This window comes from Nocardia sp. PLKS1-43, from assembly GCF_059510335.1.
In genome coordinates, this window is record NZ_JCAJZQ010000001.1 from 545,121 (window position 1) to 571,402 (window position 26,282).

The 26,282-nt window shown below is 68.3% G+C and carries 22 protein-coding genes; 14 read left to right on the plus strand and 8 right to left on the minus strand.

Translation table 11 applies throughout. From position 1 onward, the window contains the following. Positions 1–32: 32 nt before the first annotated feature. Together AC5WS7_RS02565 and AC5WS7_RS02570 are read left to right on the plus strand one after the other, a co-directional pair. Positions 33–1,943 carry a type IV secretory system conjugative DNA transfer family protein gene (locus AC5WS7_RS02565; RefSeq protein ID WP_495952693.1) on the plus strand — a complete coding sequence of 637 codons (1,911 nt, stop codon included), beginning with the start codon at positions 33–35 and terminating at the stop codon, positions 1,941–1,943. A gap of 70 nt (positions 1,944–2,013) precedes the next feature. Beyond that, positions 2,014–2,754 carry a DUF4913 domain-containing protein gene (locus AC5WS7_RS02570; RefSeq protein ID WP_495952694.1) on the plus strand — a complete coding sequence of 247 codons (741 nt, stop codon included), beginning with the start codon at positions 2,014–2,016 and terminating at the stop codon, positions 2,752–2,754. Between the two features lie 77 nt (positions 2,755–2,831). Here the strand turns inward: AC5WS7_RS02570 and AC5WS7_RS02575 are convergent, their stop codons facing one another. Both AC5WS7_RS02575 and AC5WS7_RS02580 read right to left on the minus strand, forming a co-directional pair. Beyond that, positions 2,832–3,380, minus strand: a complete 549-nt coding sequence (locus AC5WS7_RS02575; protein ID WP_495952695.1) for a hypothetical protein — start codon at positions 3,378–3,380, stop codon at positions 2,832–2,834. 369 nt (positions 3,381–3,749) lie between these two features. Further along, a complete protein-coding gene (locus AC5WS7_RS02580) occupies positions 3,750–4,649 on the minus strand; it encodes a peptidylprolyl isomerase (protein ID WP_495952696.1) in 900 nt (299 codons plus the stop codon). A 152-nt stretch (positions 4,650–4,801) separates the two neighbouring features. Between AC5WS7_RS02580 and hisS the strand changes: the two genes are divergently transcribed. From hisS to AC5WS7_RS02595, 3 genes are all read left to right on the plus strand, one after another. After that, positions 4,802–6,079 carry a histidine--tRNA ligase gene (gene hisS, locus AC5WS7_RS02585; protein ID WP_495952697.1) on the plus strand — a complete coding sequence of 426 codons (1,278 nt, stop codon included), beginning with the start codon at positions 4,802–4,804 and terminating at the stop codon, positions 6,077–6,079. Between the two features lie 73 nt (positions 6,080–6,152). Further along, positions 6,153–6,797: a hypothetical protein gene (locus tag AC5WS7_RS02590; RefSeq protein WP_495952698.1), complete on the plus strand. Its 645-nt coding sequence runs from the start codon at positions 6,153–6,155 to the stop codon at positions 6,795–6,797. 165 nt (positions 6,798–6,962) lie between these two features. After that, the gene (locus AC5WS7_RS02595) at positions 6,963–7,970 is read left to right on the plus strand and encodes a malate dehydrogenase (RefSeq protein ID WP_495952699.1); all 1,008 of its coding nucleotides are present in this window, start codon (positions 6,963–6,965) and stop codon (positions 7,968–7,970) included. 53 nt (positions 7,971–8,023) lie between these two features. Here the strand turns inward: AC5WS7_RS02595 and AC5WS7_RS02600 are convergent, their stop codons facing one another. The 3 genes from AC5WS7_RS02600 to AC5WS7_RS02610 form a co-directional block, all read right to left on the minus strand. Next, positions 8,024–8,893 (minus strand): TIGR03619 family F420-dependent LLM class oxidoreductase, encoded by an 870-nt coding sequence (locus AC5WS7_RS02600; protein ID WP_495952700.1) that lies wholly within the window; start codon positions 8,891–8,893, stop codon positions 8,024–8,026. 283 nt (positions 8,894–9,176) lie between these two features. Beyond that, positions 9,177–10,784 (minus strand): hypothetical protein, encoded by a 1,608-nt coding sequence (locus tag AC5WS7_RS02605; protein WP_495952701.1) that lies wholly within the window; start codon positions 10,782–10,784, stop codon positions 9,177–9,179. Further along, positions 10,784–11,104 (minus strand): type VII secretion target, encoded by a 321-nt coding sequence (locus tag AC5WS7_RS02610; RefSeq protein WP_495952702.1) that lies wholly within the window; start codon positions 11,102–11,104, stop codon positions 10,784–10,786. Before AC5WS7_RS02610 ends, AC5WS7_RS02605 begins: the two co-directional genes overlap by 1 nt. A 261-nt stretch (positions 11,105–11,365) precedes the next feature. On the opposite strand from AC5WS7_RS02610, the gene AC5WS7_RS02615 reads away from it, so the two are divergent. The 4 genes from AC5WS7_RS02615 (at position 11,366) to AC5WS7_RS02630 (ending at position 16,699) form a co-directional block, all read left to right on the plus strand. Beyond that, positions 11,366–12,358: an NAD-dependent epimerase/dehydratase family protein gene (locus AC5WS7_RS02615; RefSeq protein WP_495952703.1), complete on the plus strand. Its 993-nt coding sequence runs from the start codon at positions 11,366–11,368 to the stop codon at positions 12,356–12,358. A gap of 31 nt (positions 12,359–12,389) precedes the next feature. Then, positions 12,390–13,406 carry an Rv2578c family radical SAM protein gene (locus AC5WS7_RS02620; RefSeq protein ID WP_495952704.1) on the plus strand — a complete coding sequence of 339 codons (1,017 nt, stop codon included), beginning with the start codon at positions 12,390–12,392 and terminating at the stop codon, positions 13,404–13,406. 228 nt (positions 13,407–13,634) lie between these two features. Then, complete coding sequence (locus tag AC5WS7_RS02625; protein ID WP_495952705.1) at positions 13,635–15,620, plus strand: 2-oxoacid:acceptor oxidoreductase subunit alpha; 1,986 nt, start codon at positions 13,635–13,637, stop codon at positions 15,618–15,620. Further along, positions 15,620–16,699, plus strand: a complete 1,080-nt coding sequence (locus AC5WS7_RS02630; protein WP_495952706.1) for a 2-oxoacid:ferredoxin oxidoreductase subunit beta — start codon at positions 15,620–15,622, stop codon at positions 16,697–16,699. The genes AC5WS7_RS02625 and AC5WS7_RS02630 overlap by 1 nt, the downstream gene beginning before the upstream one ends. Positions 16,700–17,220: 521 nt before the next feature. On the opposite strand, the gene ypfJ is transcribed toward AC5WS7_RS02630, so the two are convergent. After that, positions 17,221–18,138 carry a KPN_02809 family neutral zinc metallopeptidase gene (gene ypfJ, locus AC5WS7_RS02635; protein ID WP_495952707.1) on the minus strand — a complete coding sequence of 306 codons (918 nt, stop codon included), beginning with the start codon at positions 18,136–18,138 and terminating at the stop codon, positions 17,221–17,223. Between the two features lie 184 nt (positions 18,139–18,322). On the opposite strand from ypfJ, the gene aspS reads away from it, so the two are divergent. Together aspS and AC5WS7_RS02645 are read left to right on the plus strand one after the other, a co-directional pair. Then, a complete protein-coding gene (gene aspS, locus AC5WS7_RS02640; RefSeq protein ID WP_495952708.1) occupies positions 18,323–20,131 on the plus strand; it encodes an aspartate--tRNA ligase in 1,809 nt (602 codons plus the stop codon). Positions 20,132–20,312: 181 nt separating this feature from the next. Further along, the gene (locus AC5WS7_RS02645; RefSeq protein ID WP_495952709.1) at positions 20,313–20,471 is read left to right on the plus strand and encodes a hypothetical protein; all 159 of its coding nucleotides are present in this window, start codon (positions 20,313–20,315) and stop codon (positions 20,469–20,471) included. A gap of 84 nt (positions 20,472–20,555) precedes the next feature. Here the strand turns inward: AC5WS7_RS02645 and AC5WS7_RS02650 are convergent, their stop codons facing one another. Then, positions 20,556–21,710: a DUF2189 domain-containing protein gene (locus tag AC5WS7_RS02650; RefSeq protein WP_495952710.1), complete on the minus strand. Its 1,155-nt coding sequence runs from the start codon at positions 21,708–21,710 to the stop codon at positions 20,556–20,558. Positions 21,711–21,993: 283 nt separating this feature from the next. Here AC5WS7_RS02650 and AC5WS7_RS02655 point away from each other — a divergent pair, with 283 nt between their 5' ends. Beyond that, on the plus strand, positions 21,994–23,163 hold the full coding sequence (locus AC5WS7_RS02655) for a phosphotransferase family protein (protein ID WP_495952711.1): 1,170 nt from the start codon (positions 21,994–21,996) through the stop codon (positions 23,161–23,163). Between the two features lie 7 nt (positions 23,164–23,170). Here the strand turns inward: AC5WS7_RS02655 and AC5WS7_RS02660 are convergent, their stop codons facing one another. Then, entirely contained in the window at positions 23,171–24,121 is a 951-nt protein-coding gene (locus AC5WS7_RS02660; protein ID WP_495952712.1) for a TauD/TfdA dioxygenase family protein, read from the minus strand. Between the two features lie 67 nt (positions 24,122–24,188). Between AC5WS7_RS02660 and AC5WS7_RS02665 the strand changes: the two genes are divergently transcribed. Further along, positions 24,189–24,797, plus strand: a complete 609-nt coding sequence (locus AC5WS7_RS02665) for a TetR/AcrR family transcriptional regulator (protein WP_495952713.1) — start codon at positions 24,189–24,191, stop codon at positions 24,795–24,797. Positions 24,798–24,850: 53 nt separating this feature from the next. Further along, positions 24,851–26,203: a replication-associated recombination protein A gene (locus AC5WS7_RS02670; RefSeq protein ID WP_495952714.1), complete on the plus strand. Its 1,353-nt coding sequence runs from the start codon at positions 24,851–24,853 to the stop codon at positions 26,201–26,203. Positions 26,204–26,282 lie beyond the last annotated feature (79 nt).

Genomic DNA, 26,282 nt, shown 5'->3' on the forward strand with positions numbered 1-26,282 from the left:
AACAACATATACGGTCACCCCAGGAGGCGCAGATGGCGAAGAAGGTGAAGGACCCGGCCGATCCGGGTCCCGATCTCACCCTGTATCTGATCTACTTCGGCTTCGCGGTCGTCGGAACCCTGTGGGTGGCAGTGCAACTGGGCAACGCGCTGTCCTCGACCAAGCAGGACGTTCCGATCAATCCGATCGCGATCGTGGCAGGGCTGGCGCGCGGCAAGCTGAGCTGGCCGTTCCCCGCGACGGTGATCGTGATCCTGGTCCTCGTGCTGGTGATCGCATACGTCTTGGTGCGCAAGGAGTTGCGCAAGCGGGCCGGTAAGGGCAAGCTCCCGGTCGACGACAAGGCGCAGTACATGGGCATGGGCGGCGCCATCGCCGCCCTGACCGAACAGGGTGCGCGGGAGAAGGCCGAGCAGCTCGGCGTGGGCTCGGGACGCGGGTCGGGCGGGCTCAATTCGGATCTGTCGCGCAATCAGGGCCTGGGCTACAACGATTCGCCGGGAGTTCCCATCGGGATCTCGGTCGCCGAGGGGGTGCCGCTGTACGGCTCGTACGAGGATCTGCACCTGGACATCTGGGGCCCGCGGCAGGGCAAGTCGACCTCCCGGGTGATTCCGGCGATCCTGTCCGCCATCGGCCCGGTGCTGGTCACCTCGAACAAACGTGACGTGGTCGACGCCACCCGCGGTGTGCGCGAGCGGCAGGGCGATCCGCGCCACGTGTACGTCTTCGACCCGCAGGGCGTGGCCCTGGACGTGGATCTGCCGATCAACTGGTACTGGGACCCGCTGCGGTGGGTCGATGCGCGCCGGCGTGGTTGTGAGATGCGTGCGGCGCAATTGGCGGGGCATTTCGCCGACGCCGACTCCGGTCAGGATGCCAAGGGGGACAAGTACTTCGACGCCGAGGCGGAGGATCTGCTGGCGAACCTGTTCCTGGCTGCCGCGGTGGCGCAGCGGCCGATCGTGCAGGTGTGGGAGTGGGTGACCAACCCGAACAACCCCGAGCCCATCGAGATGTTGCGTCAGGCCACGCCGTACTGGGCGAACGTGGCGGATCTGAACCTGTCCGCCTCGAGCCTTTCCGCGCAGTACAACACCGATCCGCGCACCAAGAGCGGCATTTTCGGCACCGCGAAGAAGATGATCGGTTGTCTGAAGATGTCCAATGTGCACCAGTGGATCACCCCGGGCGGCGATCGCCGGGAGTTCGACGAGCTGGAATTCCTGGAGCGCAACGGCACCCTGTACTGCCTCTCGCTGGAGGGCCGCGGTTCGGCCGCTCCGCTGGTCAGCGCCCTGACCGCGGCGGTGGTCGATGTGGCGATGCGCGAGGCGGCGCGTTCACCGCACGGGCGGCTGCGGGTGCCGCTGCTGGCGGTGCTGGACGAGGCGGCCAACGTGGTGCGCTGGAAGGATCTGCCCAAGCAGTACAGCCATTTCGGCTCGCGCGGCATCGTGGTGATGACGGTGCTGCAGTCGTGGGCGCAGGGTGCGCGGTGCTGGGGTGAGGACGGTATGGAGGCGCTGTGGTCCGCGGCCAACATCAAGGTCCTCGGCAGCGGTATCGACGATACGAAGTTCCTGGCCGAACGCTCGGAGGCGATCGGCGATTACGACTCGATCTCCCAGTCGATGTCAGAATCCAAGGGCGGCAAGAGTTATTCGCGTTCGCTGAGTTCCTCGCGCACCTTGAATGTGAACGCCCTGGTGACTCTGCCGCGCGGTCGCGCGGTCGTGTTCACCTCCGGCGCACCGGCGATTCTGGTGCGCACCGTTCCGTGGTGGGAGGGCGAGTACGCCGACGCGGTGCGCGATTCCATCGCCCGGTACGAGCCCGGCGCTCGCACGACACAGATCAGCGATCTGATCGAGGAGCGCGGCCTGGTCCGGGAAGCGCCGTCGGAGCAGTACGGTCAGCCCGAGGAGGTGCAGCCGCTGTGAGTTCGTGCGGTGAGCGATCCTTCGACGTAATAGTTCCCGCCACAACGGAACCGACCGCCGAGGTGAGGAAATGACGGAACCGGCGGAGCAGTCCCCGACCCACTACGCGGATGTCGTCGACTTCGTGGACCAGTATCTGCGCTACGTGTACCGGCGGCAGGTCACCGATACCACCGACGCGGTGTGGTGCCCGGAGTGGTGGCGGCATCCCGAGGCCGTGATCCGGCTGGAGGCGATGTGGCGGGCATGGGAGCACTATCGGCTCGAGCCCGGTAAGGGGTTGAGCGTGTGGTTCGTCGACCACGCGGATCGGCATATGGCCAAGCTGCTGGATCCGGTGGGAACGTTCAAATACTGCAGTTCCAGGCACGGGCATCGCGAGCTGCTGAGCCCGCTGCCCTTGCGCACCCCGCAGGCGGAGATGTTCACCGAGGCGTCCGGCACCGTGTACAAGTCGGTGGTCCAGTTCGTCGAGAGCTACCTGAGCCATACCTTTCAGCGGCAGGTCACCGACACCACCGATACGGTCTGGTGCCCGGAGTGGTGGCGGCATCCCGAGGCGGTGGCGCGGCTGGATTCGCTGTGGCGCTCATGGGAGACGATGCGGATCGAGGGTGCGACCGGTCTGAGTGAGTGGTTTTTGGAGCACGCCGATCCGCAGATGAAGCAGTTGTTCGATCCGCGCGGCTCATTCCGCTACTGCAGCGCCCGGCACGGCCACAAGGATCTGCTCGGTCCGCTGCCGACCTCGGAGCCGGGCGCGGGGATGTTCAGCAAGCTGGAGGACGCCCAGGAGGAATACCGAGTCTGATCCGTAACCGGCTGTGCGACAGCCGGTTCGGTGAGCTGCCGGGCCCTCGGGTTCGGGCGGTCGGCGAACCGGGAGGATCAACCGCGAGTGCGCTCGAGCCCGCGGCCTTCCAGTTCCCGGGCCTGCCCGAGCCGCCTGCTGGTATCGGGCTTGATCCGTACCGCCTCGGATGCGGGTTGCGCCTGGCCGACTTCCATCAGCATGCGCACCTGGGCGAGTTCGGGTGCGACCCCGATCCGGTTGAGATGCTGCGCCAGCGCGGTGCGGCGCTCGGCCGAGTCGTACCGGACCGAGGGGCGCGCGGGCGTGGACGTCTGGCCACCGCTGGGCGCGGTGCTGGAACGGTCGGAAGTGCGGTCCCGTTCCAGGGATACGCCCCGCTCGAGCGGGGCCTTCTCGAACATCCGGGCGAGTTCGACGTTACGCGGATCCTTGGCCTTCGCCTCGCGCGCTTCCCGGAGCTGGAGTTCGCGGGCCTCTTTGATGCGCGACTCGGTGACCTTGACGCGGGCTTCGGCTTCCTTCTGCCCGCGCTCGCGGGTGCGCAGCGCGACCAGCGTCGCGAGCTGCAACATTTGCTTCATGATCGCCGATGTCTCGGCGCCGATCTCGTCCATTTCCGGCATGGCCTGCTCCCCGATGCTGCAGTGGGAATCACTGTGGATGATGTGTGGTGCATCGTCATGGACGCGTCACTGGAACGGTGGTTCGAGCGATACGTCCCGCCTGCGTTGCGGACACCGGGAGCACTGGGTGAGCGGTACTGCCCGGTGGGGCGCTGACAACACTACGTCGTACTCCGTTATACGAGATTACCAATAAATATGCAGGGTCGCCTTACCAGGAATGCCCTGTCACAGCATATAACGCACATTTCCGGCCTGGCCGGGGAACCTTCGTATGTCTTCCGGTCGGAGCGTCCTTCGTGCCGTAGCTTGTCCGGGTGCACCCGCGCGACGTGGTGGCCGCCGGATTCGGTTCGGCGGCCACCGATCTCAGCTCACGGTGACCGATTCGAAGGTGATCGGCAGATTCGGTTTGCCCCCGCCGGCGGAGGAGTCCATCGAGTGGTCGTCGCCGGCCTTGGCGACCTTGTCCAGCGTCGCCAGACCGGCCTGGTCGACCGTGCCGAAGATGGTGTACTGCGGCGGCAGCGGCGAATCGCCGAAGATCAGGAAGAACTGGCTTCCGTTGGTGCCCTCGCCGGTCGCCGGGTCCGCGCCCGCGTTCGCCATCGCGACCACCCCGCGCTTGTACAGCACCGCGTCCTGGGCGGCCGGATCGTTCTTGGCGTACTGATCGGTCGGGTACTCGTTGTTGTACTCGTACCCCGGCCCGCCCTGGCCGGTGCCGGTCGGATCGCCGCACTGCAGCATCTGCAGCCCCTCGGTGCTGAGCCGGTGGCAGGGTGTGTTGTCGTAGAAGTGCTGACCGGCCAGGCTCACGAAACTGTTGACCGTGCACGGAGATTCGGCCGAGTTCAGGGTGATCCCGATCGGGCCCTGCGTGGAGTTGATGCTGACCTTCGGGCTGCCGGAGGTGGACACCTGGGTCTTGTCCGGCTTGTGCACCGCCTTGGACGCCTGGCCGCCGTCCCGGTACGCGCAGCTCACGGTCGCGGCCTTCGCCTTGGCCGCCGGGGGTGGTGCGGCCTTGGGCGTATTGGACAGTGAGGCGTCGGCGCTGGTGGTGGACGCGGCGGCCGAATTCGCGCTGTGGTCGTCATCGCGGGTGAGGTAGTAGATACCGACACCGGCCGCCACCACGACAACCACGCCGAGCACGGATCCGGCGATGGTGAGCTGCTTGCGCCGCCGCGCTCGCTCGGCCCGCCGGGCGAGTTGTCGCTCCAACTTCCGCTTCGCCGCGGCTCGTCGCTGTTCGTTGCTCGGCACTCCCAGTTCCTCCCGTGTAGGTCTGCGTTTCTCCGGCCAAGAGTCTGCCATCAGTTCCTGAGGGTGGTATCAGGACCGGACGAACCCTGGCCGCCGGTGCGCCCGGGAACCGGTTGGACTCGAGGATGTGCGGTAGGGGAGACTGGGGGATCGTGACCAAGACCAGCAGCTTCAACGCCCCGAAGGGTATCCCGGATTACGTCCCGCCCGGCTCGGCCGAGTTCGTCGCGGTGCGCGACACTCTGGTGTGCGCCGCGCGATCGGCCGGGTACGGGCATGTGGAGCTGCCGATCTTCGAGGACACCGGCCTGTTCGCCCGCGGCGTCGGTGAGTCGACCGATGTGGTCAGCAAGGAGATGTACACCTTCGCCGACCGCGGCGACCGGAGCGTCACGCTGCGCCCGGAGGGCACCGCCGGGGTGATGCGCGCGGTGATCGAACACGGTCTGGACCGCGGGCAGCTGCCGGTCAAACTGTGTTACGCGGGCCCGTTCTTCCGCTACGAACGCCCGCAGGCCGGGCGGTACCGGCAGTTGCAGCAGGTCGGCGTCGAGGCGATCGGGGTGGACGATCCGGCGCTGGACGCCGAGGTGATCGCGATCGCCGACGCCGGATTCCGCGCGCTGGGTCTGGACGGCTACCGGCTCGAGATCACCTCGCTGGGCGATGACTCGTGCCGTCCGCAGTATCGGGAACTGTTGCAGGACTTCCTGTTCCGTCTCCCGCTGGACGAGGAGACCCGGCGGCGCGCGGAGCTGAACCCGTTGCGCGTGCTGGACGACAAGCGTCCGGAGATGCGCGAGCTGACCGCCGCGGCGCCGCTGATGCTCGATCACCTGTCCGAGTCGGCGAAGGTCCACTTCGACCAGGTCCTGGGATATCTGGACGCGATCGGGGTGGCGTACACCATCAATCCGCGCATGGTGCGGGGGCTGGACTACTACACCAAGACCACCTTCGAATTCGTGCACGACGGACTCGGCGCCCAGTCGGGCATCGGCGGTGGCGGCCGGTACGACGGACTGATGGCGCAGTTGGGCGGGCAGCCGCTCTCGGGCATCGGTTTCGGGCTCGGTGTGGACCGGACCATGCTGGCCCTGCAGGCCGAGGGTAAATCCGCGGCGGATCCGGCCCGGGTGGACGTGTTCGGCGTGCCGCTCGGCGAGGCGGCCACCCAGCGGCTGGTGGTGCTGGCGGCGCGGCTTCGGGCCGCGGGCGTGCGGGTCGATCTGGCCTACGGCGGCCGCGGGGTCAAGGGCGCGATGAAGGCCGCCGATCGCTCCGGCGCGAAATACGCTCTGGTACTGGGCGATCGGGACATCGCCGAGAACGAGATCGGGTTGAAGGATCTGGCCACCGGCGATCAGCGGCAGATCGCGCTCGACGACGCGGTCGGCGTGGTGTCGGAGGCTCTCGCGCACGATCGGTAGTACGGTCACGGGGCCGGGATCACCCGGGCCCTGGCCCGAACCCGCCGGAGTGCAGCGGAGGCCATGGAAACAGATGCAGCAGCAACCGAATTCGCCAGAGCCGCAACGGGTCGGCCTGGATCTGATCGCACCCGAGGTGTACGCGCCGATGCTGCGCCGATTCACGCTGCTCGCGCTCGGCGCGGCCGTGCTGGTCGCCCTGCTGTTGGCGCTGTTGGTGAACTGGCAGCTCGCCGTGCTGGCGGGGGTGCTGTTGGTCGCGCCCGCCGCGGTGTACGCGGTATCGGTGCGCCGGCGGCGCATCTGGCTGGCCGGTACGGTCGTCGAGGCCCGTACCCTCACCGGGCTGCGCCGGGTGGATATCGCGCAGGCCACCGGCGTGGAAATCCTGGTGTATCCCGGGCGGCTGAGCCGGATAGTCCTGCGGATCACCGCCGGTCGTGGCCGGCAGGTGATTCCGCTGGCCATGTACACCGACGGCGGCGCGGGCCGGGAACTGCACATCCTGGGGTTGCGCAAGCTCGCCGACGCGCTGGCCTCGAGTCCTCTCGCGGCCGCGTTGGCGGTGTCCGGCATGTTCATCGCGCAGCTGCGCGCGGAGGCTCGTGACGCTGGCCTCGAGGAACGGCCGCTGTACCGGGCCGTACATCTGGTCCGGGTCAAGGATGTGGTCCAGCCCGTCGCGCTGAGTGACGCGGATATCGCCGCCCTGGGTTGAGCGCTTCGGCGGCAGTGTGAAAAACGTTGTGGCGCAGCGTATCGAGCCTGCGCTGTGGCATTCGCGGCGGGGTCTCCGGCGAATGTCTGATTGCTCACGGTGAGCCGTCCGGCGATGTGCGGCTCGTTAGGCTCGGCACATACAGTCGATCATCGAGGAGTTGATGTGACCAGCACCGCTCGCACGCCCGTGACCGTCACCGTCACCGGCGCGGCCGGACAGATCGCCTATGGATTGCTGTTCCGGATCGCCGCGGGCGCGATGCTCGGGCCGCGGACGCCGGTTCGATTGCGACTACTGGAAACTCCGGCCGCGGTCGGCGCCCTCGAGGGGGTGGCGATGGAACTCGAGGACGGTGCGTTCGGACTGCTCGACTCGGTCGATATCGCGGACGACCCGTGGATCGGATTCGAGGGAGCGAATATCGCGGTGCTGGTGGGCGCGCGGCCGCGGACCGCCGGGATGGAGCGTTCGGATCTGCTCGCCGCCAACGGCGCCATCTTCGCCGATCAGGGCGCGGCCATCAATGCCAGTGCCGCACCGGATGTGAAGGTTCTGGTGGTCGGCAATCCGGCGAATACCAACGCGCTCATCGCCATGAGCAACGCTCCCGATGTGCCCGATTCGCGCTTCACCGCGCTGACCCGGCTCGATCACAATCGCGCCATCGCCCAGCTCGCGCGCCGGGCGGGGGCGCCGGCCGCGTCGATCGCGAGGGTGACCATCTGGGGCAATCATTCGGCCACCCAGTACCCGGATCTGAACCACGCCACCGTCGGCGGTCGGCCGGCGCTGCGGGCGATCGGTGAAACCGCTTGGGTCACCGAGGATTTCATTCCGACGGTGCAGCAGCGCGGCACCGCGATCATCAAGGCTCGCGGGGCGTCCTCGGCGGCGAGTGCGGCGGGTGCGGCCCTGGACCACATCCGGGACTGGGTGCGGGGCACCCCGGACGGCGACTGGGTGTCGATGGCCGTTCCGTCCGACGGGTCGTACGGTGTGCCCGAGGGGCTGATCAGCTCGTTCCCGGTCACCTGCGCCGAGGGGGAGTACCGGATCGTGCCCGGACTCGAGATCGACGAATTCTCCCGGGCCCGAATCGATGCCAGTGTCGCGGAACTGGAGTCCGAGCGTGATGCCGTGATCGAGTTGGGTTACGCGAAGCGGGTTTGACCGACGTGCCGAACGGTCCGATCGCGCGCCCGCGCGATCGGACCGCGTGCGGTTCAGCACTTGGCGATGACGGATTCGGCGTAGCGCTCGATCGCCGCGATCTTGCGCTCCAGTGGTTCGGTGTCCGGTCCGGTCGTGTAGTGGTAGCGGAAGCCCACGATGACGTCGGTGATGCCGCGGTCCTCGAGCCGTTTGATGCCATCGGGCGTATAGGCGTCCAGGGACGCGACGTGAATCTCGAACGGGATGGAGCTGTCGCGTTCGGGGAGCAGTTCGTTCAGGCGGGCCAGCATGCGGTCCAGCTCCTCGGGCCGGCCGCCCGCGTGCATCCAGCCGTCGCACAGGCGCACCGCGCGGCGCAGCGCCGGATCGCTGTGCCCGCCGACGAGAATCGGCAGCGGCTCGGTCGGCGCGGGGGTCAGCTTGATCCGCGGAATGTCGTAGAACTCGCCGTGGTATTCGAAGTACTCGCCGGTGCACAGGCCGCGCACGATCTCGATGCATTCGTCCATGCGCCGCCCGCGCCGTTCGAACGGCACGCCCATGATCTCGAAATCCTCCGGCCACGGGCTGATGCCGACGCCCAGCGCGAACCGGTTTCCGCTCAGCGCGGCCAGTGAACTCGCCTGCTTGGCGACCAGGACCGGCGGCCGGATCGGGAGTTTGATCACGAACGGGGTGAAACGCAGGGTGGTGGTCGCGGCGGCGAGTGCCGCGGACAGCACGAACGTCTCGATGAACGGCTTGCCGTCCAGAAACTCTCGCGAGCCGTCGGGCGTGTACGGATACGTCGAGTCCGATTCCTCCGGATAGGCGATGCTGTCGGCGATCGACATGCTGTGGAATCCGGCGGCCTCCGCGGCTTGGGCGAGCGGGACATAGTAGGCCGGATCGGTCATCGCCTCCGCGTAGGTGAAACGCATCCAAGCATCCTCTCGGTCGGCGGGTCCGTGCACCCGCCCCGGTCCGGGCGGGCAGGGATCCTGCGTCTCCGGACGGCTGAATTAGAACAGATTCTAGTTTGTCCGCGATGTTAATCGCAGCGATCATGAACTGTCAGCCGTTCGGCCGATCCAGCGCGCGGGCCCGCACCCGGTTCGCATTGTTCGATCCGCGGGTTGCGAACCGGGAGAACGCTTCTGGCTCCGAACGTCGAGGGCCCGGACCGATCGGCCCGGGCCCTGGAAAGAATCGGTCGAGGGTCGATCAGAGGCTGGTGTCGGAGGAATAGCCGTTGATCTCCTCGTCGGAATGGATCTGGCCGATCACCTCCGGTGCGATCTCACCGAGCACACCGGCCAGCTCGGTATCGCCGGTGATGCTCTGATACGGCTGGACTGTGCTCTGGTGCTCGTCGTCCTCGGTGTTGCGCGCGTTGGCCGCGCCGCCGCCCATGAATCCGGGGCTGCTGGTCAGACCGGCCGCCCTGGTCGCCGCGTTGACCTCGGCGGCCAGCGTGTTGCTCGCATTGGCGATCGCGCCCGGGATCGAAGTGCCCGCGCCCCCACCGGAATTGGTGCCGGAATTGGTCCCGATACCGTCGGTGCTCAGGCCACCGCCGCCGCTGTAGGAACCGCCTCCGCCGCCGCTGAAGGCGCCGTTGTACCCGGCCGTCGAGGTATTGCCCAGCTTGGAGGTCAGGTCGTCGGTGCTGGTACCGCTGTCGGTGCTGTTGGACAGCAGCGATTGGGCCTGTTCCATCACCGGCTGGGCGATATTCTGCGCGACGGACTCCGCCGCCTGGACCGCCTGCTGTCCGGCGCCGCTCTGGCCGAGCAACTGGTTGACCACGCCGCTGAGCTGACCGGTGTAACCCGCGAGTTCGCCGCGGGTGGCGTTGACGATTCCGACCGCGGTACCGAGATGTTCTGTGGCCGTGGCGATCAGGGTGGCCTGCGCGGGCGGGGTGACGATCACCGGAGCGAGTGCGGTGGCCTCGGCAGCGAAGGACTGGGCCACCGCGGTGAGCTGCACATTGCCCTTCTGCACCACGGCCGCGGCCTCGTCGGTGAGTTTGGAGATGTCGAAACCGCGCTGGCTGGTGTCCTTGCCCTGGGACTGGGTCTGCTGGCCGGCGGACTGCGCGCTGTCGGCGGATTTGCCCTGCCAGACCTGGTCGACCGATTTGAGCGCGCTCTCACCGACCGACATGGCCGCCTGGATGATCTGCGAGGACTGGCTGAGCAGGGTGCTGGGGTTGAGTGCGCCCATCACGCCCGTGCCGAAGCTCTGCAACAGGCTCGCGAAGGGCTGGAAGAGCTGTTCGATCCCCGGGATCGCGGGCAGCGTGATGCCCTTGCTCAGCAGGGTGTTGATCGTATCGGTCGTCGGCAGGCCCGCGGAGATCGGCGCGGCGGCCTGCTGGATCGAGGAGGCGACATTGTTCAATGCGGTCGGCGCGCTGTTCAGGGCCGTGTGCGCGGTGTCGAGCACGTTCTGTGCGCCCGGAATCGCCGCGAGAGTGGTCTGGGCGTGGTCGAGCGCGTCGTTGGCCGAGCCGAGCAGCGGACCGGCCGCATCACCCAGCGCGGACGCGTGTGCGGAGGTGTTGCCGAATCCGGGGAGGTGGCCACCGCCGAGCGACGCGCCGTGATCGTCTTCGAATTCCTTTTGCGCGAGATGCAATTCGGGCGAGGACGCCTCGGTGGCCTCGGTGGGCAGTTGCGGCAGCGAGACGTGCACGAACGGGCCGTTCTGCACGGCGGAGGCGATGTTCTGCGCGGTCTGGGACGCCGCCTCGGAGACCGCGGCGACCGGGTCGGCGGTCTGCGCGCCGATGACACCGCCGGTTCCGGAGTCGATTGCCTGCACCATCAGCCCCCGATCTCGTTGGTGACGGATTTCAGTGCGTTCGAGAAGGTCGAATCCGAGTCGTCGAACGACGCGGCGGTGCCGAACGCGGACTGCCCGATCTTGTCGACCTTGCTGGACAGATCGTTGATGTCCTGGCAGTGCAGAACCTGCGCGGCGGCGAACATCGCCAGGTAGTCGGCGCCGATGAGACCGAACACCGGCGTCATCGCGGCCACGTGACTTACCGTGTCCATATTGCCCGCCCCGGAGATCTGTGCCGCTACGCCCTTGTGCGTCGCCGCGAACGCGCGAACGGCGTCGGTTTCCACCGAGAAACTCATCGAGTCTGCCCCCCAATCCTCATGCCATCGGTCTCGTGGACTTGCCGGGACACCGCGCGGGGTGTCCGATCCCGTGCGCCGTCACCGGCGCGACCGGTGACGGTACAGGGCCTCAATATAGCGGACCTGCCCGACACGTTTCGACTCCGACCGACGCGGCAGACGGCGAATTCCGGCGAGCGAGGCGGAGATTCGGGCGAAATGGAACAAACTGAAACTAGAACTTGTTGCAAATTAGAACCGGTTCTATATTCTCGTCTCATGAAGGTCGCAGTCACCGGCGCAGCCGGGTTCCTTGGCACCAACCTGCTCCACGAACTGGTGGAGCGCGGTCACGACGTGACCGCCATCGACCGGGTCCGGCCCGCCGTCGCGTCCGGCCCGAAGGTGACCTGGGTCAGCGGCGACGTGCTGGACCCCGAGTCGATGCGCACCGCGCTGGAGGGCGCGGAGGTGGTGTACCACCTGGTCGCCATGATCACCCTGGAGCATCGCCACGACCTGGCCTGGCGGATCAATACCGAAGGGGTGCGCGTGGTCGCCGAGGCCGCGCTCGCGGCCGGTGTGCGACGCATGGTGCACACGAGTTCGATCCACGCGTTCGACCAGTACAGCTGCGGTGGCCGGATCGATGAGCGCACGCCGCGCTCGATCGATCCCGACCTGCCCGTCTACGACCGGTCCAAATTCCAGGGCGAGGTCGAGTTGCGCAAGGTCATCGATCAGGGATTGGACGCGGTGATCTGCAATCCGACCGGCGTCTACGGGCCGGTCGATCATTCGGACTCGCGGATCAACACCACGCTGTGGGACGCCGCGCGCGGTCGCGTGCCGGTGATGATCGCCGGCGGCTTCGACCTGGTCGACGTGCGCGACGTCGCGCTCGGCCTGATCCTGGCGGGGGAGAAGGGGCGCACCGGGGAGAACTACCTGCTGACCGGTGCGATGTGCTCGATGCTCGAGGTGACCCGGTTGGCCGCGGCGGTGAACGGCAAGCGCGGGCCGCGGTTCGCGATCCCGACCAAGGTCATCTCGGCCGCCCTGCCGGTGCTGGAACCGATCGCGAAGCTGTTCGGCAGCGACCGGGTGTCCAAGGCCGCCATGGGCGCGCTCATCTCCGCGCCGGCCGTGGACGGTTCGAAGGCCGAGGCCGAGCTCGGTTACCGGCCACGGCCGACCGAGGAGACCGTGCGCGACCTGGTCGCCTTCTACAAGGGCGAGCCGCTCGAGTCGCGGTCGCGCTGCGTTGCTTGACAAGTACTAGAACAAATGTTCGACTTGGAGGGTGCGGTGGCGAAGCCAGACCCTGGATGCCGAGGACGGCGCCCTCCCGGGACTCGACCGGGCGGGTCTCGTACGCACGGTGCAGACTCCGGAATTCGACGGCGTGACCTTCCACGAGGTGCTGTGCAAGAGCGCGCTCAACCGCATTCCGGAGAGTTCCGCGCTGCCGTTCGGCTGGACCATCAACCCCATGCGCGGCTGCTCGCATGCGTGCCGCTACTGCTTCGCGCGCAGCACCCACGAATATCTGGATCTGGACGCGGGCCGGGATTTCGACAGTCAGATCGTGGTCAAGACGAATGTCGCCGCGGTGCTGCGCCGCGAGGTGAATCGGCGCTCGTGGCGGCGCGAACCGGTCGCACTGGGCACCAATACCGATCCGTACCAGCGCGCCGAGGGCAGATATCGGCTGATGCCGGGGATCATCGGCGCGCTGGCCGATTCGGGCACGCCGTTCTCCATCCTCACCAAGGGCACCCTGCTGCGGCGCGACCTGCCGCTGCTGACACTCGCCGCCCGGGAGGTGCCGGTGCGGCTGGCCCTGTCGATCGCGATCCTGGACCCGGAACTGCACCGCGGTCTGGAGCCGGGCACGCCGTCCCCGCGGGCGCGACTGGAACTGGTCCGCACACTGGCGGACGCGGGTTTCGCGGTGAACGTCATGGTCGCGCCGGTGATTCCCTGTCTCACCGACGGTGTCGCCCACCTGGACGAGCTGTTCGCCGCGATCGCCGCGGCGGGTGCGGCGAGCGCGGTCGCCTTTCCCATGCATCTGCGCGGTCGCACCCGCGGCTGGTTCCTGCAATGGCTCGCCGAGCACCACCCGGCGCTGATGCGCAGATATAGGCAGTTGTACGGTCGTGGGGCGTACGTCACACCGGAGTACTCCGCGTGGCTGCGCGGTCGGCTCGATCCGCTGCTGTCGCGGCACGGTTTGAACCGCGACGCGCCCGCGGAGACCGAGGTCAGGTCGCCGCGGGCAGCGCAACCGGCCGCGCAGTTGGCTCTGTTCTCCTAGCGGCGGCCCGCCCCGGGCCCGACGGGCGCGGGTGTGGAGCAGAGGAGGCGAGTGCCGGGGCGGGGAGTGTTGCGCTGCGGCACATCTCGGCGCCGCGGGTGTGCCCGCGATGCCGCTGGAAATCGGTACGACGCGAAATCTGTTGAACCGCTTGCGACTCGGGCATATCCGGGAGCAGCGGAGTAACTTGGCATGTGGTACTCATCGACGAGGAAGTGATACACGCGCATGGTTGCCCAGGGCTCTGATTCTCCCGGCGCCGCCGCACAGGCCGGTCGCGTGGACGCGGCCGGAACTGGTGGCGTCGCAGAGAAATTGGAAAAGGTCGTCATCCGCTTCGCCGGCGACTCCGGTGACGGTATGCAGCTGACCGGTGACCGCTTCACGCACGAGGCCGCCGCGTTCGGCAACGACCTGGCCACGCAGCCGAACTTCCCCGCCGAGATCCGCGCACCCCAGGGCACGCTGCCCGGCGTCTCCTCGTTCCAGATCCAGATCGCCGATTACGACATCCTCACCGCCGGTGATCAGCCCGATGTGCTGGTGGCGATGAATCCGGCGGCGCTGAAGGCGAATGTGGAGGATCTGCCGCGCGGGGCGACGATCATCGTCAATACCGACGAGTTCACCAAGCGCACCCTGACCAAGGTCGGGTATGCGGCCGATCCGCTCGCCGACGATTCGCTGTCCGATTTCGTCGTGCACCGGGTGCCGATGACCTCGCTGACCCTGGGGGCGACCGAGTCGGCCGGGGTCGGCAAGAAGGACGGCCAGCGGGCGAAGAACATGTTCGCCCTGGGCCTGCTGTCCTGGATGTACGGACGGCCGATCGGCGGCACCGAGCAGTTCATGCGCGAGAAGTTCGCCGCCAAACCGGATATCGCCGAGGCGAATATCCTCGCCTTCCGGGCCGGTTGGAACTACGGCGAGACCACCGAGGCGTTCGCCACCACCTACGAGGTCGCCCCGGCGGTGTTGCCCCCGGCCACGTACCGGCAGATCACCGGCAACACCGCGCTGGCATACGGCATCGTCGCGGCCGGGCAGCTCTCGGGGCTGCCGGTTTTCCTGGGCACCTATCCGATCACCCCCGCCTCGGACATCCTGCACGAACTGAGCAAGCACAAGAATTTCGGCGTCACCACCTTCCAGGCGGAGGACGAGATCGCCGGAATCGGCGCGGCGCTGGGCGCCTCGCTGGGTGGTGCGCTCGGCGTGACCAGCACCTCGGGTCCGGGGCTGGCGCTCAAGAGCGAGACCATCGGCCTGGCCGTGATGACCGAGTTGCCGCTGCTGATCGTCGATGTGCAGCGCGGCGGTCCGTCGACGGGTCTGCCGACCAAGACCGAACAGGCCGACCTGCTGCAGGCGCTGTACGGCCGCAACGGTGAGTCGCCGGTCGCGGTGATCGCCCCGCGCTCACCGGCCGACTGCTTCGCGGCGGCGGTGGAGGCCGCGCGCATCGCGTTGACCTATCGCACGCCGGTGCTGCTGCTTTCGGACGGCTCGATCGCCAACGGGTCGGAACCCTGGGCGATCCCGCAGGTCACCGAACTGGAACGGATCGATCCCGGCTTCGAGTCCGATGCGGGCGAGGGCGAGTCGGATCCGTACCAGCCCTATGCGCGTGATCCGGAGACGCTGGCCCGGTCGCTCGCGGTACCGGGCACCCGTGGCCGCGCGCACCGCATCGGCGGACTGGAGAAGGCCGACGGCACCGGCAACATCTCCTACGATCCGGCGAACCACGATCTGATGGTCCGGCTGCGCCAGGCCAAGATCGACGGCATCGAGGTGCCGGACCTCGAGGTCGACGACCCCAGCGGCACCGCCGAACTGCTGCTGATCGGCTGGGGCAGCTCCTACGGGCCGATCGGCGAGGCCTGCCGCCGGGCGCGGCGGCGCGGAGTCCCCGTGGCACAGGCGCATCTGCGGAATCTCAATCCGCTGCCCGCCAATACCGGCGAGGTGCTGCGCCGCTACCGCACCGTGGTGGCGCCGGAGATGAACGGCGGTCAGCTGGCGATGCTGCTGCGTGGCCGGTATCTGGTGGACGTGCAACCCTGGACGAAGGTCGCCGGTACCGCCTTCTCGGCGCAGGAGCTGGTCGGCGTGATCGACGCGGCACTGGACGGTTCGCTCGCGGAACTCGAGAACGACAAGGTCTTCGCCGCACGCGCGAGGGCGACCTACCGCACCGTAGGGGGTAAGTGATGACGATCGTGGAAACCTCGCTCATCGGGACCGATCTCGGCCTGACCGGCCTGTCCGGCGTACCGGGCGCGGACGGGCCGCAGAAGGTCAAGGACTACACCTCCGACCAGGAGGTGCGCTGGTGTCCGGGCTGCGGTGACTACGTCATCCTGGCGACCGTGCGCAGCTTTCTGGCCGATCTGGGGCTGCGCCGGGAGAACATGATGTTCGTCTCGGGTATCGGCTGCTCGAGCCGTTTCCCGTACTACCTGGACGCCTACGGGATCCACTCGATCCACGGCCGCGCACCCGCGATCGCGACCGGTCTTGCGGTGACCCGCCCGGATCTGTCGGTGTGGGTGGTGACCGGCGACGGTGACGCGCTCTCGATCGGCGGCAACCACCTCATCCACGCACTGCGTCGCAATGTGAACATGACGATCCTGCTGTTCAACAACCGGATCTACGGGCTAACCAAGGGCCAGTACTCGCCGACCTCGGAAGCGGGCAAGGTCACCAAGTCGACGCCGATGGGGTCGGTCGACCACCCGTTCAACACGCTGTCGGTGGCGCTGGGCGCGGAGGCCACCTTCGCCGCCCGTGCGCTGGATTCGGATCGCGCCGGGCTGACCGAGGTGCTGCGCGCGGCCGCTGAGCATCGTGGCACCTCGTTCGTGGAGATCCTGCAGGATTGCCCGATCTTCAACGACGGCTCGTTCGACGCCCTGCGCAAGGACAACGCCGAATCCCATCTGATCCGGCTGCGTCACGGTCAGCCGCTGCGGTTCGGCGCGGACGGCGAATTCGCGGTGGTGCAGCGCGGTTTCGGCCTCGATGTGGTCGCCACCGATACCGTGGCCGAATCCGAGATCGTCGTGCACGACGCCTACTGCGAGGATCCGGAGTACGCCTACGCGCTCTCGCGGCTGTCCGATCAGGACCTCTCGCACGTCCCGATCGGCATCTTCCGCAGCGTCGCGCGGCCCACCTACGACGACGGCGTTCGCGAGCAGACCGAGACCGCGCGGGAACGCCGGCCGGTGCAGGCTGATTCACTGCAGCAGCTGCTCACCGGCAAGGAGACCTGGACGGTCGGCTGAGCCCGGTTCCGTCCGTTCCGGGCGGTGAGGTGTCGTGATCCTCGACGCTCGCCGCCCGGACTCACGGCCGGCGCGATTGCCGGGCCCCGACCAGTGCTGCGGCCGGTGAGGTCGGCGCGGGGGACGGGGGTTGCAGCTTGGTCGGTCGCGGTACGACCGGCGGTGTGGAGGCGGGAACGTGCGTTAGCCAATCCTCGGGGGCGGGTGGAGTCGGCGTCCGGTTCGTGCCCGGCGTGGCGGCGGTCGGCGCATGTCCCGCCAGGAGTACCCCGCCGCACAGCGACAGCGTCAGCGCCGAACCCGCCGCGAAGAGCTGTACGGACCCGATTCGCCCCCTCGCCCCGAACGACTGCATGGCCCGTCCCTTTCTCCCGGGCGGCACGGTGCCGCGCCCGCGATTGTGGACCGCCGATGCGGCGAAATGTGTGCGGCGCGCCCTATGCCGCGTACGACGTGACCGGAACCGGACAAACCGGCCATTCGTCCGGTATCCGGTGGAGTGCGGGCCGGGCCGCAGCGGGTCAGCGCAGCGCCGGAGGATTGTCCAGATCGGTCGCCGAGAACGTATCGCACGCCTTCACCTGGCCGTTGCGATATCCGGTGAGGAACCATTTCTGACGTTCCGTGGAGGACCCGTGCGTCCAGGATTCGGGATTGGTCCGGCCGGTGGCGGCCTTCTGGATCCGGTCGTCGCCGACCGATGCGGCGGCCGAGAGCGCGTCCTGAATATCCTTGTCCGACAGTGGTTTCAGGAACGGCTGGTTACTGCCCGGGGCGGGGAGTTTATCGGCGTAGGAGGCCCAGAGCCCGGCGTAGCAGTCCGCTTGCAGTTCCAGCCGGACCGATCCGGAACTCGCGCCCTGTGCGGACTTCGCCGCGCGGCCGGAATCGCCGAGCAGATTCTGGATGTGGTGGCCGACCTCGTGCGCGACCACGTACTCCTGCGCCAGCGGTCCGCCGCTGGAACCGAATTTGTCGACCAGTTCCTGGAAAAAGCTGGTGTCGAAGTACGCGGTCCGGTCCGCGGGGCAGTAGAACGGCCCGACCGCGCTGGTGGCCCGGCCGCAGCCGCCGGTGGACACCGCGCCGGTGAACAGTTGCACCTTCGGCGCGGTGTAGGCCTTGCGGGTCTGCTGCGGGAGCTTGGCGCCCCACACCGAATCCAGGCTCTGCGCGGTCAGCACCACCCGGCAGTCGACGTATCTGTTCGCGTCCGCGCCGGTCTTGCAGTGCGCGGGAGTCTTGGCACTCGGGGACTGGGTGGTCGTGCCACCGGTCACCTCGCGCAGCAGCGATCCCGGATCCCCGCCGAAGACCAGTGCCAGGACCAGCACGATCAGACCGCCGGCGCCGCCGAGCGCGATCTTCCCGCCCATTCCCGGGCCGCCGCCCGAGGAGACCCGATCCGGATCGATCTGCATGCCCTCGTTGAAGGTCATCCTGTGGCCCTCTCGCCCGTTGGTTCGCTGTGCCGCCGCGCGATCCGGTCGTTCCGGCCCGCGTGTGGACTACAGCTTGACACGGCATGGCGGATATCGGTTTCCGACGGGTGAACCGGTCTCTCTAGGATGGGAGCGCATCAGCCCATCGCGCCGGTGCACCGACCCCGTCGAAAGGAATACCGTGCTGCGCACCCACTTGGCAGGTTCGCTGCGAAGCGAACACGCCGGTCTGACCGTGACCCTCACCGGTTGGGTGGCTCGCCGTCGAGACCACGGTGGCGTGATCTTCATCGATCTGCGCGATGCGTCGGGTGTGGCGCAGGTGGTGTTCCGCGAAGGCGTTCCCGCCGAACAGGCGCACCGGTTGCGTGCGGAGTATTGCGTCCAGGTGACCGGCGTGGTCGAGCCGCGACCCGAGGGCAGCGAGAACCCGAATCTGCCGACCGGCTCGGTCGAGGTGAACGTCGGCGAACTCGTCGTCCTCAACGAGGCCGCGCCGCTGCCGTTCCAGCTCGACGAGCAGCCCGGCGAGGAGGCGCGGCTGAAGTATCGCTACCTGGACCTGCGCCGGGAGGGCCCGGCGCACGCCATCCGGCTGCGGTCCCAGGTCAACGCCGCCGCCCGCGCGGTCCTGGCCGAACACGCGTTCGTCGAGGTCGAAACCCCGACCATGACCCGTTCCACGCCCGAGGGCGCGCGCGACTTCCTGGTTCCGGCGCGGCTGCAGCCCGGTAAGTTCTACGCGCTGCCGCAGAGCCCGCAGCTGTTCAAGCAGTTGCTGATGGTGTCGGGCGTCGAGCGGTACTACCAGATCGCGCGCTGCTATCGCGACGAGGACTTCCGTGCGGACCGCCAGCCCGAGTTCACCCAGCTCGACGTCGAGATGAGTTTCGTGACCCAGGAGGATGTCATCCTGCTGGCCGAGGATGTGCTCAGCGCGCTGTGGAAACTCGTCGGCCACGAGATCCCCACGCCGATTCAGCACATGACCTATGCCGAGGCGATGCGCCGATTCGGCAGCGACAAGCCGGATCTGCGGTTCGGCGTCGAGATCACCGAGTGCACCGAATACTTCGCGCAGACTCCGTTCCGGGTGTTCCAGGCGCCGTACGTCGGCGCGGTCGTGATGCCCGGCGGTGCGAGTCAGCCGCGGCGCCAGCTCGATGCCTGGCAGGAATGGGCCAAGCAGCGCGGCGCCAAGGGCCTGGCGTACATCCTGGTCAACGAGGACGGCACGCTGGGCGGGCCGGTGGCCAAGAATCTCAGCGACTCCGAGCGCGAGGGCCTGGCCAAGCATGTCGGCGCGGAACCGGGAGACTGCGTGTTCTTCGCCGCCGGACCGGCCAAGGCGCAGCGGGCGCTGCTGGGCGCCGCGCGCGGTGAGATCGCGCGCAAGTGCGATCTGATCGACGAGAACGCCTGGGCGTTCGTGTGGATCGTGGACGCGCCGCTGTTCGAACCGGCCGCCGATGCGACCGCGAGCGGCGATGTGGCCCTGGGACATTCGGCGTGGACGGCGGTGCATCACGCGTTCACCTCGCCCAAGCCCGAATCGCTGGACACCTTCGACACCGATCCGGGCGCGGCCCTGGCCTACGCCTACGACATCGTCTGCAACGGCAACGAGATCGGCGGCGGTTCCATCCGTATCCACCGCCGTGACGTGCAGGAACGGGTGTTCAAGGTGATGGGCATCAGCCACGAGGAGGCACAGGAGAAGTTCGGCTTCCTGCTGGACGCCTTCTCCTACGGCGCACCGCCGCACGGCGGCATCGCCTTCGGCTGGGACCGCATCACCGCACTGCTGGCCGGGGTGGATTCGATCCGTGAGGTCATCGCGTTCCCGAAGTCCGGCGGTGGCGTGGACCCGCTGACCGAGGCGCCCGCGCCGATCACCCGGCAGCAACGCAAGGAGGCGGGGCTGGACGTCGTCCTGGACGAGAACGGCAACCCTGTCGGCCAGGACGGGAAGACCGCCGGGAAGAAGTAGTCCACGGTGGGCCCGGGTCGGCGTGTCCGATCCGGGTTCGATTGTCCGACAACGGATTCGGTGCTCTGCCGGTCCGAGATGCAGCGGCGGCGGGAGAACCGCGCTGCACGTCCGGGAACTGTCCGCCGGGCAGGACGGAAGAGGCGCTCGCCGCGCTGCGCGGGGCGCGACGCTGATCACGGTGCGCCGCGGTGCGGCGGTCGAGCCGTCCGGGGACGTGCTCGAGGCCGATGTCGCGCGGGAATCGGCCGACGACGTGGTCGCGGCCCTCGACGCGCTGGACAGCGGTTCGGCCGGCCGCCCCTGGACGGCGCCGACCGAATCCACACCGTGGAGTTGATCTGTCGAATGGGGCCGTTCTCCCCCGGTGGTCGCGCTGCCGGCGGGGTACGGCCCGCCGAATGACGCTGTGCCCGTGAGACGATCAGCCCAGGGTCAGGCCGTCGGTCAGCGCGCGATAGGAGTAGGTCAGCGCCATCACCGAGACCGGGCCGACCAGCAGCAGGCTCAGCGCGCAGACGACCATGCCGACCGTACCGGCGACGACCATGCCGATCACGCAGAGCACCAGGGCGGCCACGGTCAGGAACAGCACCGCGAAGGCCAGCAGCAGCGTCTTGCCGATATCCGAGAGCACCAGCCGCACACTGGATCTGATCGCGGCGATCGGATTCTGGTCCTGGTCGATCACGAAGTGCAGTGCGAACATGCACAGGAATCCGACCACGATCGCCGCGAGCACGCCCAGGATGGTCGCGAGCGTCTCGGACACGATGGCGAACACCGCGGACACCACGATCATCGCCAGCAGGCTGCTCGCGAATACGGCCAGCGCGGACAGCAGCACGTTACCGGCGTTGACGAATCCGAAGAACGCCTGGAAATCCGGTGGGGTGCCGTCGGTTTCGTAGAGCGCGCCCCGGATCATCGCCGCCTGCAGCAGCCAGACCACGACCGCCACGACCAGGAACAGCAGCAACAGCGGGATCACCGAATTGATGTCCGCCACCCGGACCACCACGGTCGCCGCCAGATACGCGACGAAGCCGACCAGCGTTATCGCGATCCAGGGAATCGGATTGGCGCGCAAGCGTTCCCAGCCGTATCCGAGGGCGCGGCCGATACTCAGGCCGATGGGCGCCGGCGCGGGGAATCCGTAGGGCGGCTGGCCCGGCATCGCGCCCTGCGGCGCTCCGGGAGGTACCGCGCCGGACGTCGGCGACCAGCCGGACTGGGGTGTTGCCCCGGCGGCGTAGTCCTGGCCGGTGTTCGGGTCGTAACCGGGGCGAGACGTCGTCGTCGGCTGTCCGTAGCCAGCCTGAGGCTGGTCGTGGCCGGGTTGAGATCGACCGTGTACCGGCGGAGGTGCGGGCTGCGCGGTAGGCGCGGATGTGGCACCGAAGACCGGGGGCGGGGGCGGGGGCCCGCCGCTCACCGGCGGAGTGGGGGCATTGCCGCCGGGACGTGCGGATCTTTCGGAGTGTGATCCGGCGTCCTGGGGATATCCGGATTGTGGTGTGGACTGCTCTCGGGCGCTGTCCCCGGAGGTGCCGGGCGCGGGGTGCGGGGTCTCGGTCATCGTGGGGACCTTTCGAATCACCTGGGTTTCAGTGTGGCGCACAGCAGTTGGCGATGACACAACCGGAATGCCCGGATCGTGTCAAGCGGCCTAGAGGGTATCCCTGTCCGAAATGTCGTAATACCTGATGGGGCAGGATCATCCCGCCCGCGGCGCACGTCGTGTGCGGACGTCCAGCCTCTCCTGCCGACAGCCCGCGCTTCACCGAGACACGCCGGGCGACGCGCGAAAGGTTGTGGAACCGCTCGCTGAAAGTGACCTGAAGCGAGTAACTTGGATCGCGATGACCGCACTATTGGCCGAACGCGCCACCGAAGTCGTGTCCGCGGCACAACATTTGCTCACAAAGCGGATGGGTGCTCCGGTGAAGCTCAGTGATCCGATAGAGCTAGGCGGAAGTGGCCGGACGACGGTACTACGCGTGCGTGTCGCGGAGAACGCCTTCTCACTTCCGCGCACGCTCATCGTCAAACAGCTCCGCGGTGCGGCGCAGGATCGCCGTATCGGCGGTCTCGCGCCCGGTGTCGCGAGTATCGACGCGGCGTTTCTCCGTGAGGCGGTGTCCTACCAGTTCACCACCGCCCTGAGCAGCCGGCACCGCCCCGGTGCGTATTTGCTGGCCCACGACATTCCCGCACGGCTGCTGATCCTGAGCGATCTGGGCGAGAACGCCTCGCTGACCACGGTGCTGCGCTCGGGCGCCGAACCGGCCAGTCGCAATGCGCTGATGGCCTTCGCCCAGGCGATGGGCCGCATGCACGCGGCCACGGTCGGCCGCGAACCCGACTTCGTAGCGTTGTTGCGCCGCGTCGACGTGGCGCACCGGGTGGACGGTATCGCCCAGCAGGCCGAGGCCGCGATCGGCGAGGTGCCTCGCATGCTGCATCGCGAGCTGAACATCGAGGTCCCCGGCGAGATCGCCGAACGCATCGTCGCGGGCAACCGGCTGTTCTCCGCGGGCCGTTATCGCGCCTTCAGCCCGTCGGACCTGTGCCCGGACAATGTCATTCTCAACGCCGAGGGCGCCCGTTTCCTCGACTACGAATGGGGCGGATTCCGCGACGCGACGCTGGATATCGCGTACGCGCTGGTCTCCTTCCCCGGCTGCCTGTGCGATGTCGAACTCTCCCGCGAACGCGCCCGTCAGCTGGTCGAGGCGTGGCGCTCGGAGGTGGTGGGCGTATGGCCCGCCCTGGCCGATGACGCCGTACTCGCCGAGCGGATCCTCGAGGCGCGGCTGATCTGGGTGTGGCTGACCACGTACTGGTTCCTGCCAGCCGATCACGCCCGCATCGCCGCCGCCCGCGAGCACGGCCTGTCGATTCCGCGCTCAGCGGCCCTGATCAACCGCTGGGCCGCCCTGGCCGAGGATGCCCGGTGCACCGGCGACGACATCCTGGGCGACTTCGCCGAGCACGTCTCGGCCACGCTCTACGAACTCTGGGAAGAATAGGAACTCCTCAGCGAGCCGGCCGGGGTCCGAAGATGGACGCGCGTTCCATCACCCGGACCTGCGGCCAGTAGTCGCTCGTGGCGTAGTGCTGGACCGCCCGGTTGTCCCAGAACGCGACGGTGTGCGGCTCCCAGTGCAGGCGAACCTGGTGCTCGGGGTAGTCGGCCTGCCGGCACAGCCGGTCCAGTAGTTCGCGGCTCTCCTCTGCGGTCCGGCCGGTGATGCGGTCGGTGAAGATCCGGTTGACGTAGAGGTGGCGGCGGCCGGTGGCGGCATGGGTGCACACCACGGGATGCTCGACGCTCGGGTGTTCGGCGCGCATGCGTTCGCGTTCCTCGGGTGTTGCCGCACGGCCGAAGGCGCGGGTGAAGTCGTGCACCGCGGTGAGTTCGCCGGCCAGTGCGCGGGTGTCCTCGTCCAGGGCGTCGTACGCGGCGTACATATCCGAGAACAGGGTGTCGCCGCCGACCTCGGGCACCGAGATCGCGTGCAGGATCGCGCCCATCGACGGCCGCGGCCGCCAGGTCACGTCGTGGTGCCAGGTGTTCTCGAGTCCGGCGACGTCCGCGCCCTTGGCGAATCGGACCAGTTCGGGCTGGCCGGAATTGGCTCCGAGCGCCGGGTGCACCTCGAGTTCGCCGAATTTCCGGGCGAACGCGACGTGCTGTGCCGGGGTGATCGGCTGGTCGCGGAAGAACAGCACCTTGTATTCGTGCAGCGCCTGGCGCAATTCGGCGACGACCTCGGCGGCCGGCGGTTCGCGCAGATCGATCCCGCTGATCTGCCCGCCGAGCGTGGTGCCGACGAGCCGGGCGTCGAAATGCTGCCAGCGCAGCGCGGACAGCCGGCGATGTTCGGCGGTCAGATGCGTGAACGGCCCGACCAGCAGGGGATATCCCGGCAGCGGGAACGGGCGCACGGTGGGCTCGGATTCGGCGACAGCGGGTGCTTCGGTCATGTCGGCTCCTGGAATCGGCTGGGTGTAGTCGAATGACTACAGGTGTTCCGTGCGCTAATGTAGTCGCATGACTACAGATCGCGCAACAGGTACGCCCGGATCCGGTGCGGCCCCGGTCGGGCGGGACGCGGTCGTGGCGGCGGTGCTGACACACGCCGCCGAACTGTTCGCCGAGCGCGGCCCGGCCGCAACCTCCATCCGGGACATCGCCGAGCGGGCCGGGGTCAATCACGGTCTGGTGTTCCGGCATTTCGGGGCCAAGGATCAGCTGGTGGCCCGGGTGCTGGACGAGCTGGCCGCCGGATCCCTCGCGGCACTGGAACGTTCGGGCCCCGATGACCGCTCGCCGCTGGATGACGCCCTGCGCCGGCACCTGACCGTGCTGGCTCGCAGCATCCTGGACGGCTATCCCGTCGCCCGGATGCAGCGCGGCTTCCCGGTGATCTCGCGACTGATCGAGCGGGCGCGGCCGTTCCACGAGTCGGACCACGACGCGGCGCTGGCCGTGGCCCATGTGGCGGCGTTATCGCTGGGGTGGCAACTGTTCGGGCCGTTCCTGCGGGGTGCGGCGGGGCTGGAGGACATGCCGGACGACCGATTGCAGGCGGATATCGACGCCGAGGCGGTCCGCATCCTGCTGTCCGGCCGCGGCGATACGATCCCGCCGGCCGAATGAGGCGACGGCCCTGGTTGTCGGTGCGGATCGGTACGGTTGTCTCGTGAACGCGGATGGATGACGGATTGTTCGAGGCTCCCGGTGCGCGGGCATCGTCCGCGAGTGCGGAGGAGTTCTCGATGGGGCAGGCCGCCGGACGATTGGCTCCGCTGGCGGTGCGGATGCGTCCGGCGAGTCTGGACGAGGTGGTCGGTCAGCAGCATCTGCTGGGTGCGGGTTCGCCGCTGCGGCGACTGATCGAGGGATCCGGTGCGGCGTCGGTACTGCTGTACGGGCCGCCGGGGACCGGTAAGACGACGCTGGCCTCGTTGATCTCCCAGGCCACCGGCCGCCGGTTCGAGGCGTTGTCGGCATTGTCGGCCGGGGTCAAGGAGGTGCGGGCGGTCATCGATGTGGCCCGGCGCCGGTTGCTGGCCGGTGAGCAGACGGTGCTGTTCATCGACGAGGTGCACCGGTTCTCCAAGACCCAGCAGGACGCGCTGCTGGCCGCGGTGGAGAACCGGGTCGTGCTCCTGGTCGGCGCGACCACGGAGAACCCGTCCTTCTCGGTGGTGTCGCCGCTGCTGTCGCGGTCACTGGTGCTGCAGCTGAAGTCGTTGTCGGAGAACGATATTCGGCAGGTTTTGCGGCGGGCCGCGGACGATCCGCGGGGACTGGGCGGCGAGTACGCGATCAGCGAGGAGGCGCTGGATCACATCGTGCGCATCGCGGGGGGAGACGCGCGCCGGGCGCTGACCGCGCTCGAGGCCTCGGCGGAGTCCTCGCTGGACGGCAACGTCGGGGTGGATCTGGTGGAGGCGAGCGTCGATCGCGCGGCCGTGCGCTACGACCGCGCCGGAGATCAGCACTACGACGTGATCAGCGCCTACATCAAATCCTTGCGCGGCTCGGACGTCGACGCGGCGCTGCATTATCTGGCCCGGATGATCAGCGCCGGCGAGGACCCGCGCTTCATCGCCCGCCGCCTGATGATCCAGGCCAGCGAGGACGTCGGCATGGCCGACCCGACCGCGCTGCAGACCGCCGTCGCCGCCGCCCAGGTGGTGCAGCTGGTCGGCATGCCCGAGGCTCAGCTCGCGCTCGCGCACGCCACCATCCACGTCGCGACCGCCCCGAAATCCGGTGCCGTGGCCGCGGCCATCGGCGCGGCCATGTCCGATATCGGTCGAGGAAAGGCCGGTGCGGTACCCGCGCACCTGCGCGACGGCCACTACGCCGGCGCCGCGAAGCTCGGCAACGCCCAGGGCTACAAGTACCCGCACGACCACCCCGACGGTGTGTTGTCCCAGCAGTACCCGCCCGACGAACTGGTCGGCACCGACTATTACGCCCCCACCGACCACGGTTACGAGCGCGAAGTGGGCCCCCGGGTGACCAAACTGCGCCGCATCGTCCGTGGCCGCTGATATCACGACGCCGACTCCCGAGGTCGCGGCCCGGGTCGATTCTGGACTGACGGAGCGGGGGAGCGAAGCGGAGGAGGGA

Excerpts from the sequence above, each read along its gene's own strand:
- AC5WS7_RS02605 (WP_495952701.1), bottom strand. The coding sequence starts at position 10,784 with ATGGTGCAGGCAATCGACTCCGGAACCGGCGGTGTCATCGGCGCGCAG.
- AC5WS7_RS02615 (WP_495952703.1), top strand. The coding sequence starts at position 11,366 with ATGAAGGTCGCAGTCACCGGCGCAGCCGGGTTCCTTGGCACCAACCTG.
- AC5WS7_RS02670 (WP_495952714.1), top strand. The coding sequence starts at position 24,851 with ATGGATGACGGATTGTTCGAGGCTCCCGGTGCGCGGGCATCGTCCGCG.
- AC5WS7_RS02610 (WP_495952702.1), bottom strand. The coding sequence starts at position 11,104 with ATGAGTTTCTCGGTGGAAACCGACGCCGTTCGCGCGTTCGCGGCGACG.
- AC5WS7_RS02655 (WP_495952711.1), top strand. The coding sequence starts at position 21,994 with ATGACCGCACTATTGGCCGAACGCGCCACCGAAGTCGTGTCCGCGGCA.
- AC5WS7_RS02625 (WP_495952705.1), top strand. The coding sequence starts at position 13,635 with ATGGTTGCCCAGGGCTCTGATTCTCCCGGCGCCGCCGCACAGGCCGGT.
- AC5WS7_RS02650 (WP_495952710.1), bottom strand. The coding sequence starts at position 21,710 with ATGACCGAGACCCCGCACCCCGCGCCCGGCACCTCCGGGGACAGCGCC.
- ypfJ (WP_495952707.1), bottom strand. The coding sequence starts at position 18,138 with ATGACCTTCAACGAGGGCATGCAGATCGATCCGGATCGGGTCTCCTCG.
- AC5WS7_RS02575 (WP_495952695.1), bottom strand. The coding sequence starts at position 3,380 with ATGCCGGAAATGGACGAGATCGGCGCCGAGACATCGGCGATCATGAAG.
- AC5WS7_RS02665 (WP_495952713.1), top strand. The coding sequence starts at position 24,189 with ATGACTACAGATCGCGCAACAGGTACGCCCGGATCCGGTGCGGCCCCG.
- AC5WS7_RS02570 (WP_495952694.1), top strand. The coding sequence starts at position 2,014 with ATGACGGAACCGGCGGAGCAGTCCCCGACCCACTACGCGGATGTCGTC.
- AC5WS7_RS02600 (WP_495952700.1), bottom strand. The coding sequence starts at position 8,893 with ATGCGTTTCACCTACGCGGAGGCGATGACCGATCCGGCCTACTATGTC.
- AC5WS7_RS02630 (WP_495952706.1), top strand. The coding sequence starts at position 15,620 with ATGACGATCGTGGAAACCTCGCTCATCGGGACCGATCTCGGCCTGACC.
- AC5WS7_RS02565 (WP_495952693.1), top strand. The coding sequence starts at position 33 with ATGGCGAAGAAGGTGAAGGACCCGGCCGATCCGGGTCCCGATCTCACC.
- AC5WS7_RS02660 (WP_495952712.1), bottom strand. The coding sequence starts at position 24,121 with ATGACCGAAGCACCCGCTGTCGCCGAATCCGAGCCCACCGTGCGCCCG.
- AC5WS7_RS02590 (WP_495952698.1), top strand. The coding sequence starts at position 6,153 with ATGCAGCAGCAACCGAATTCGCCAGAGCCGCAACGGGTCGGCCTGGAT.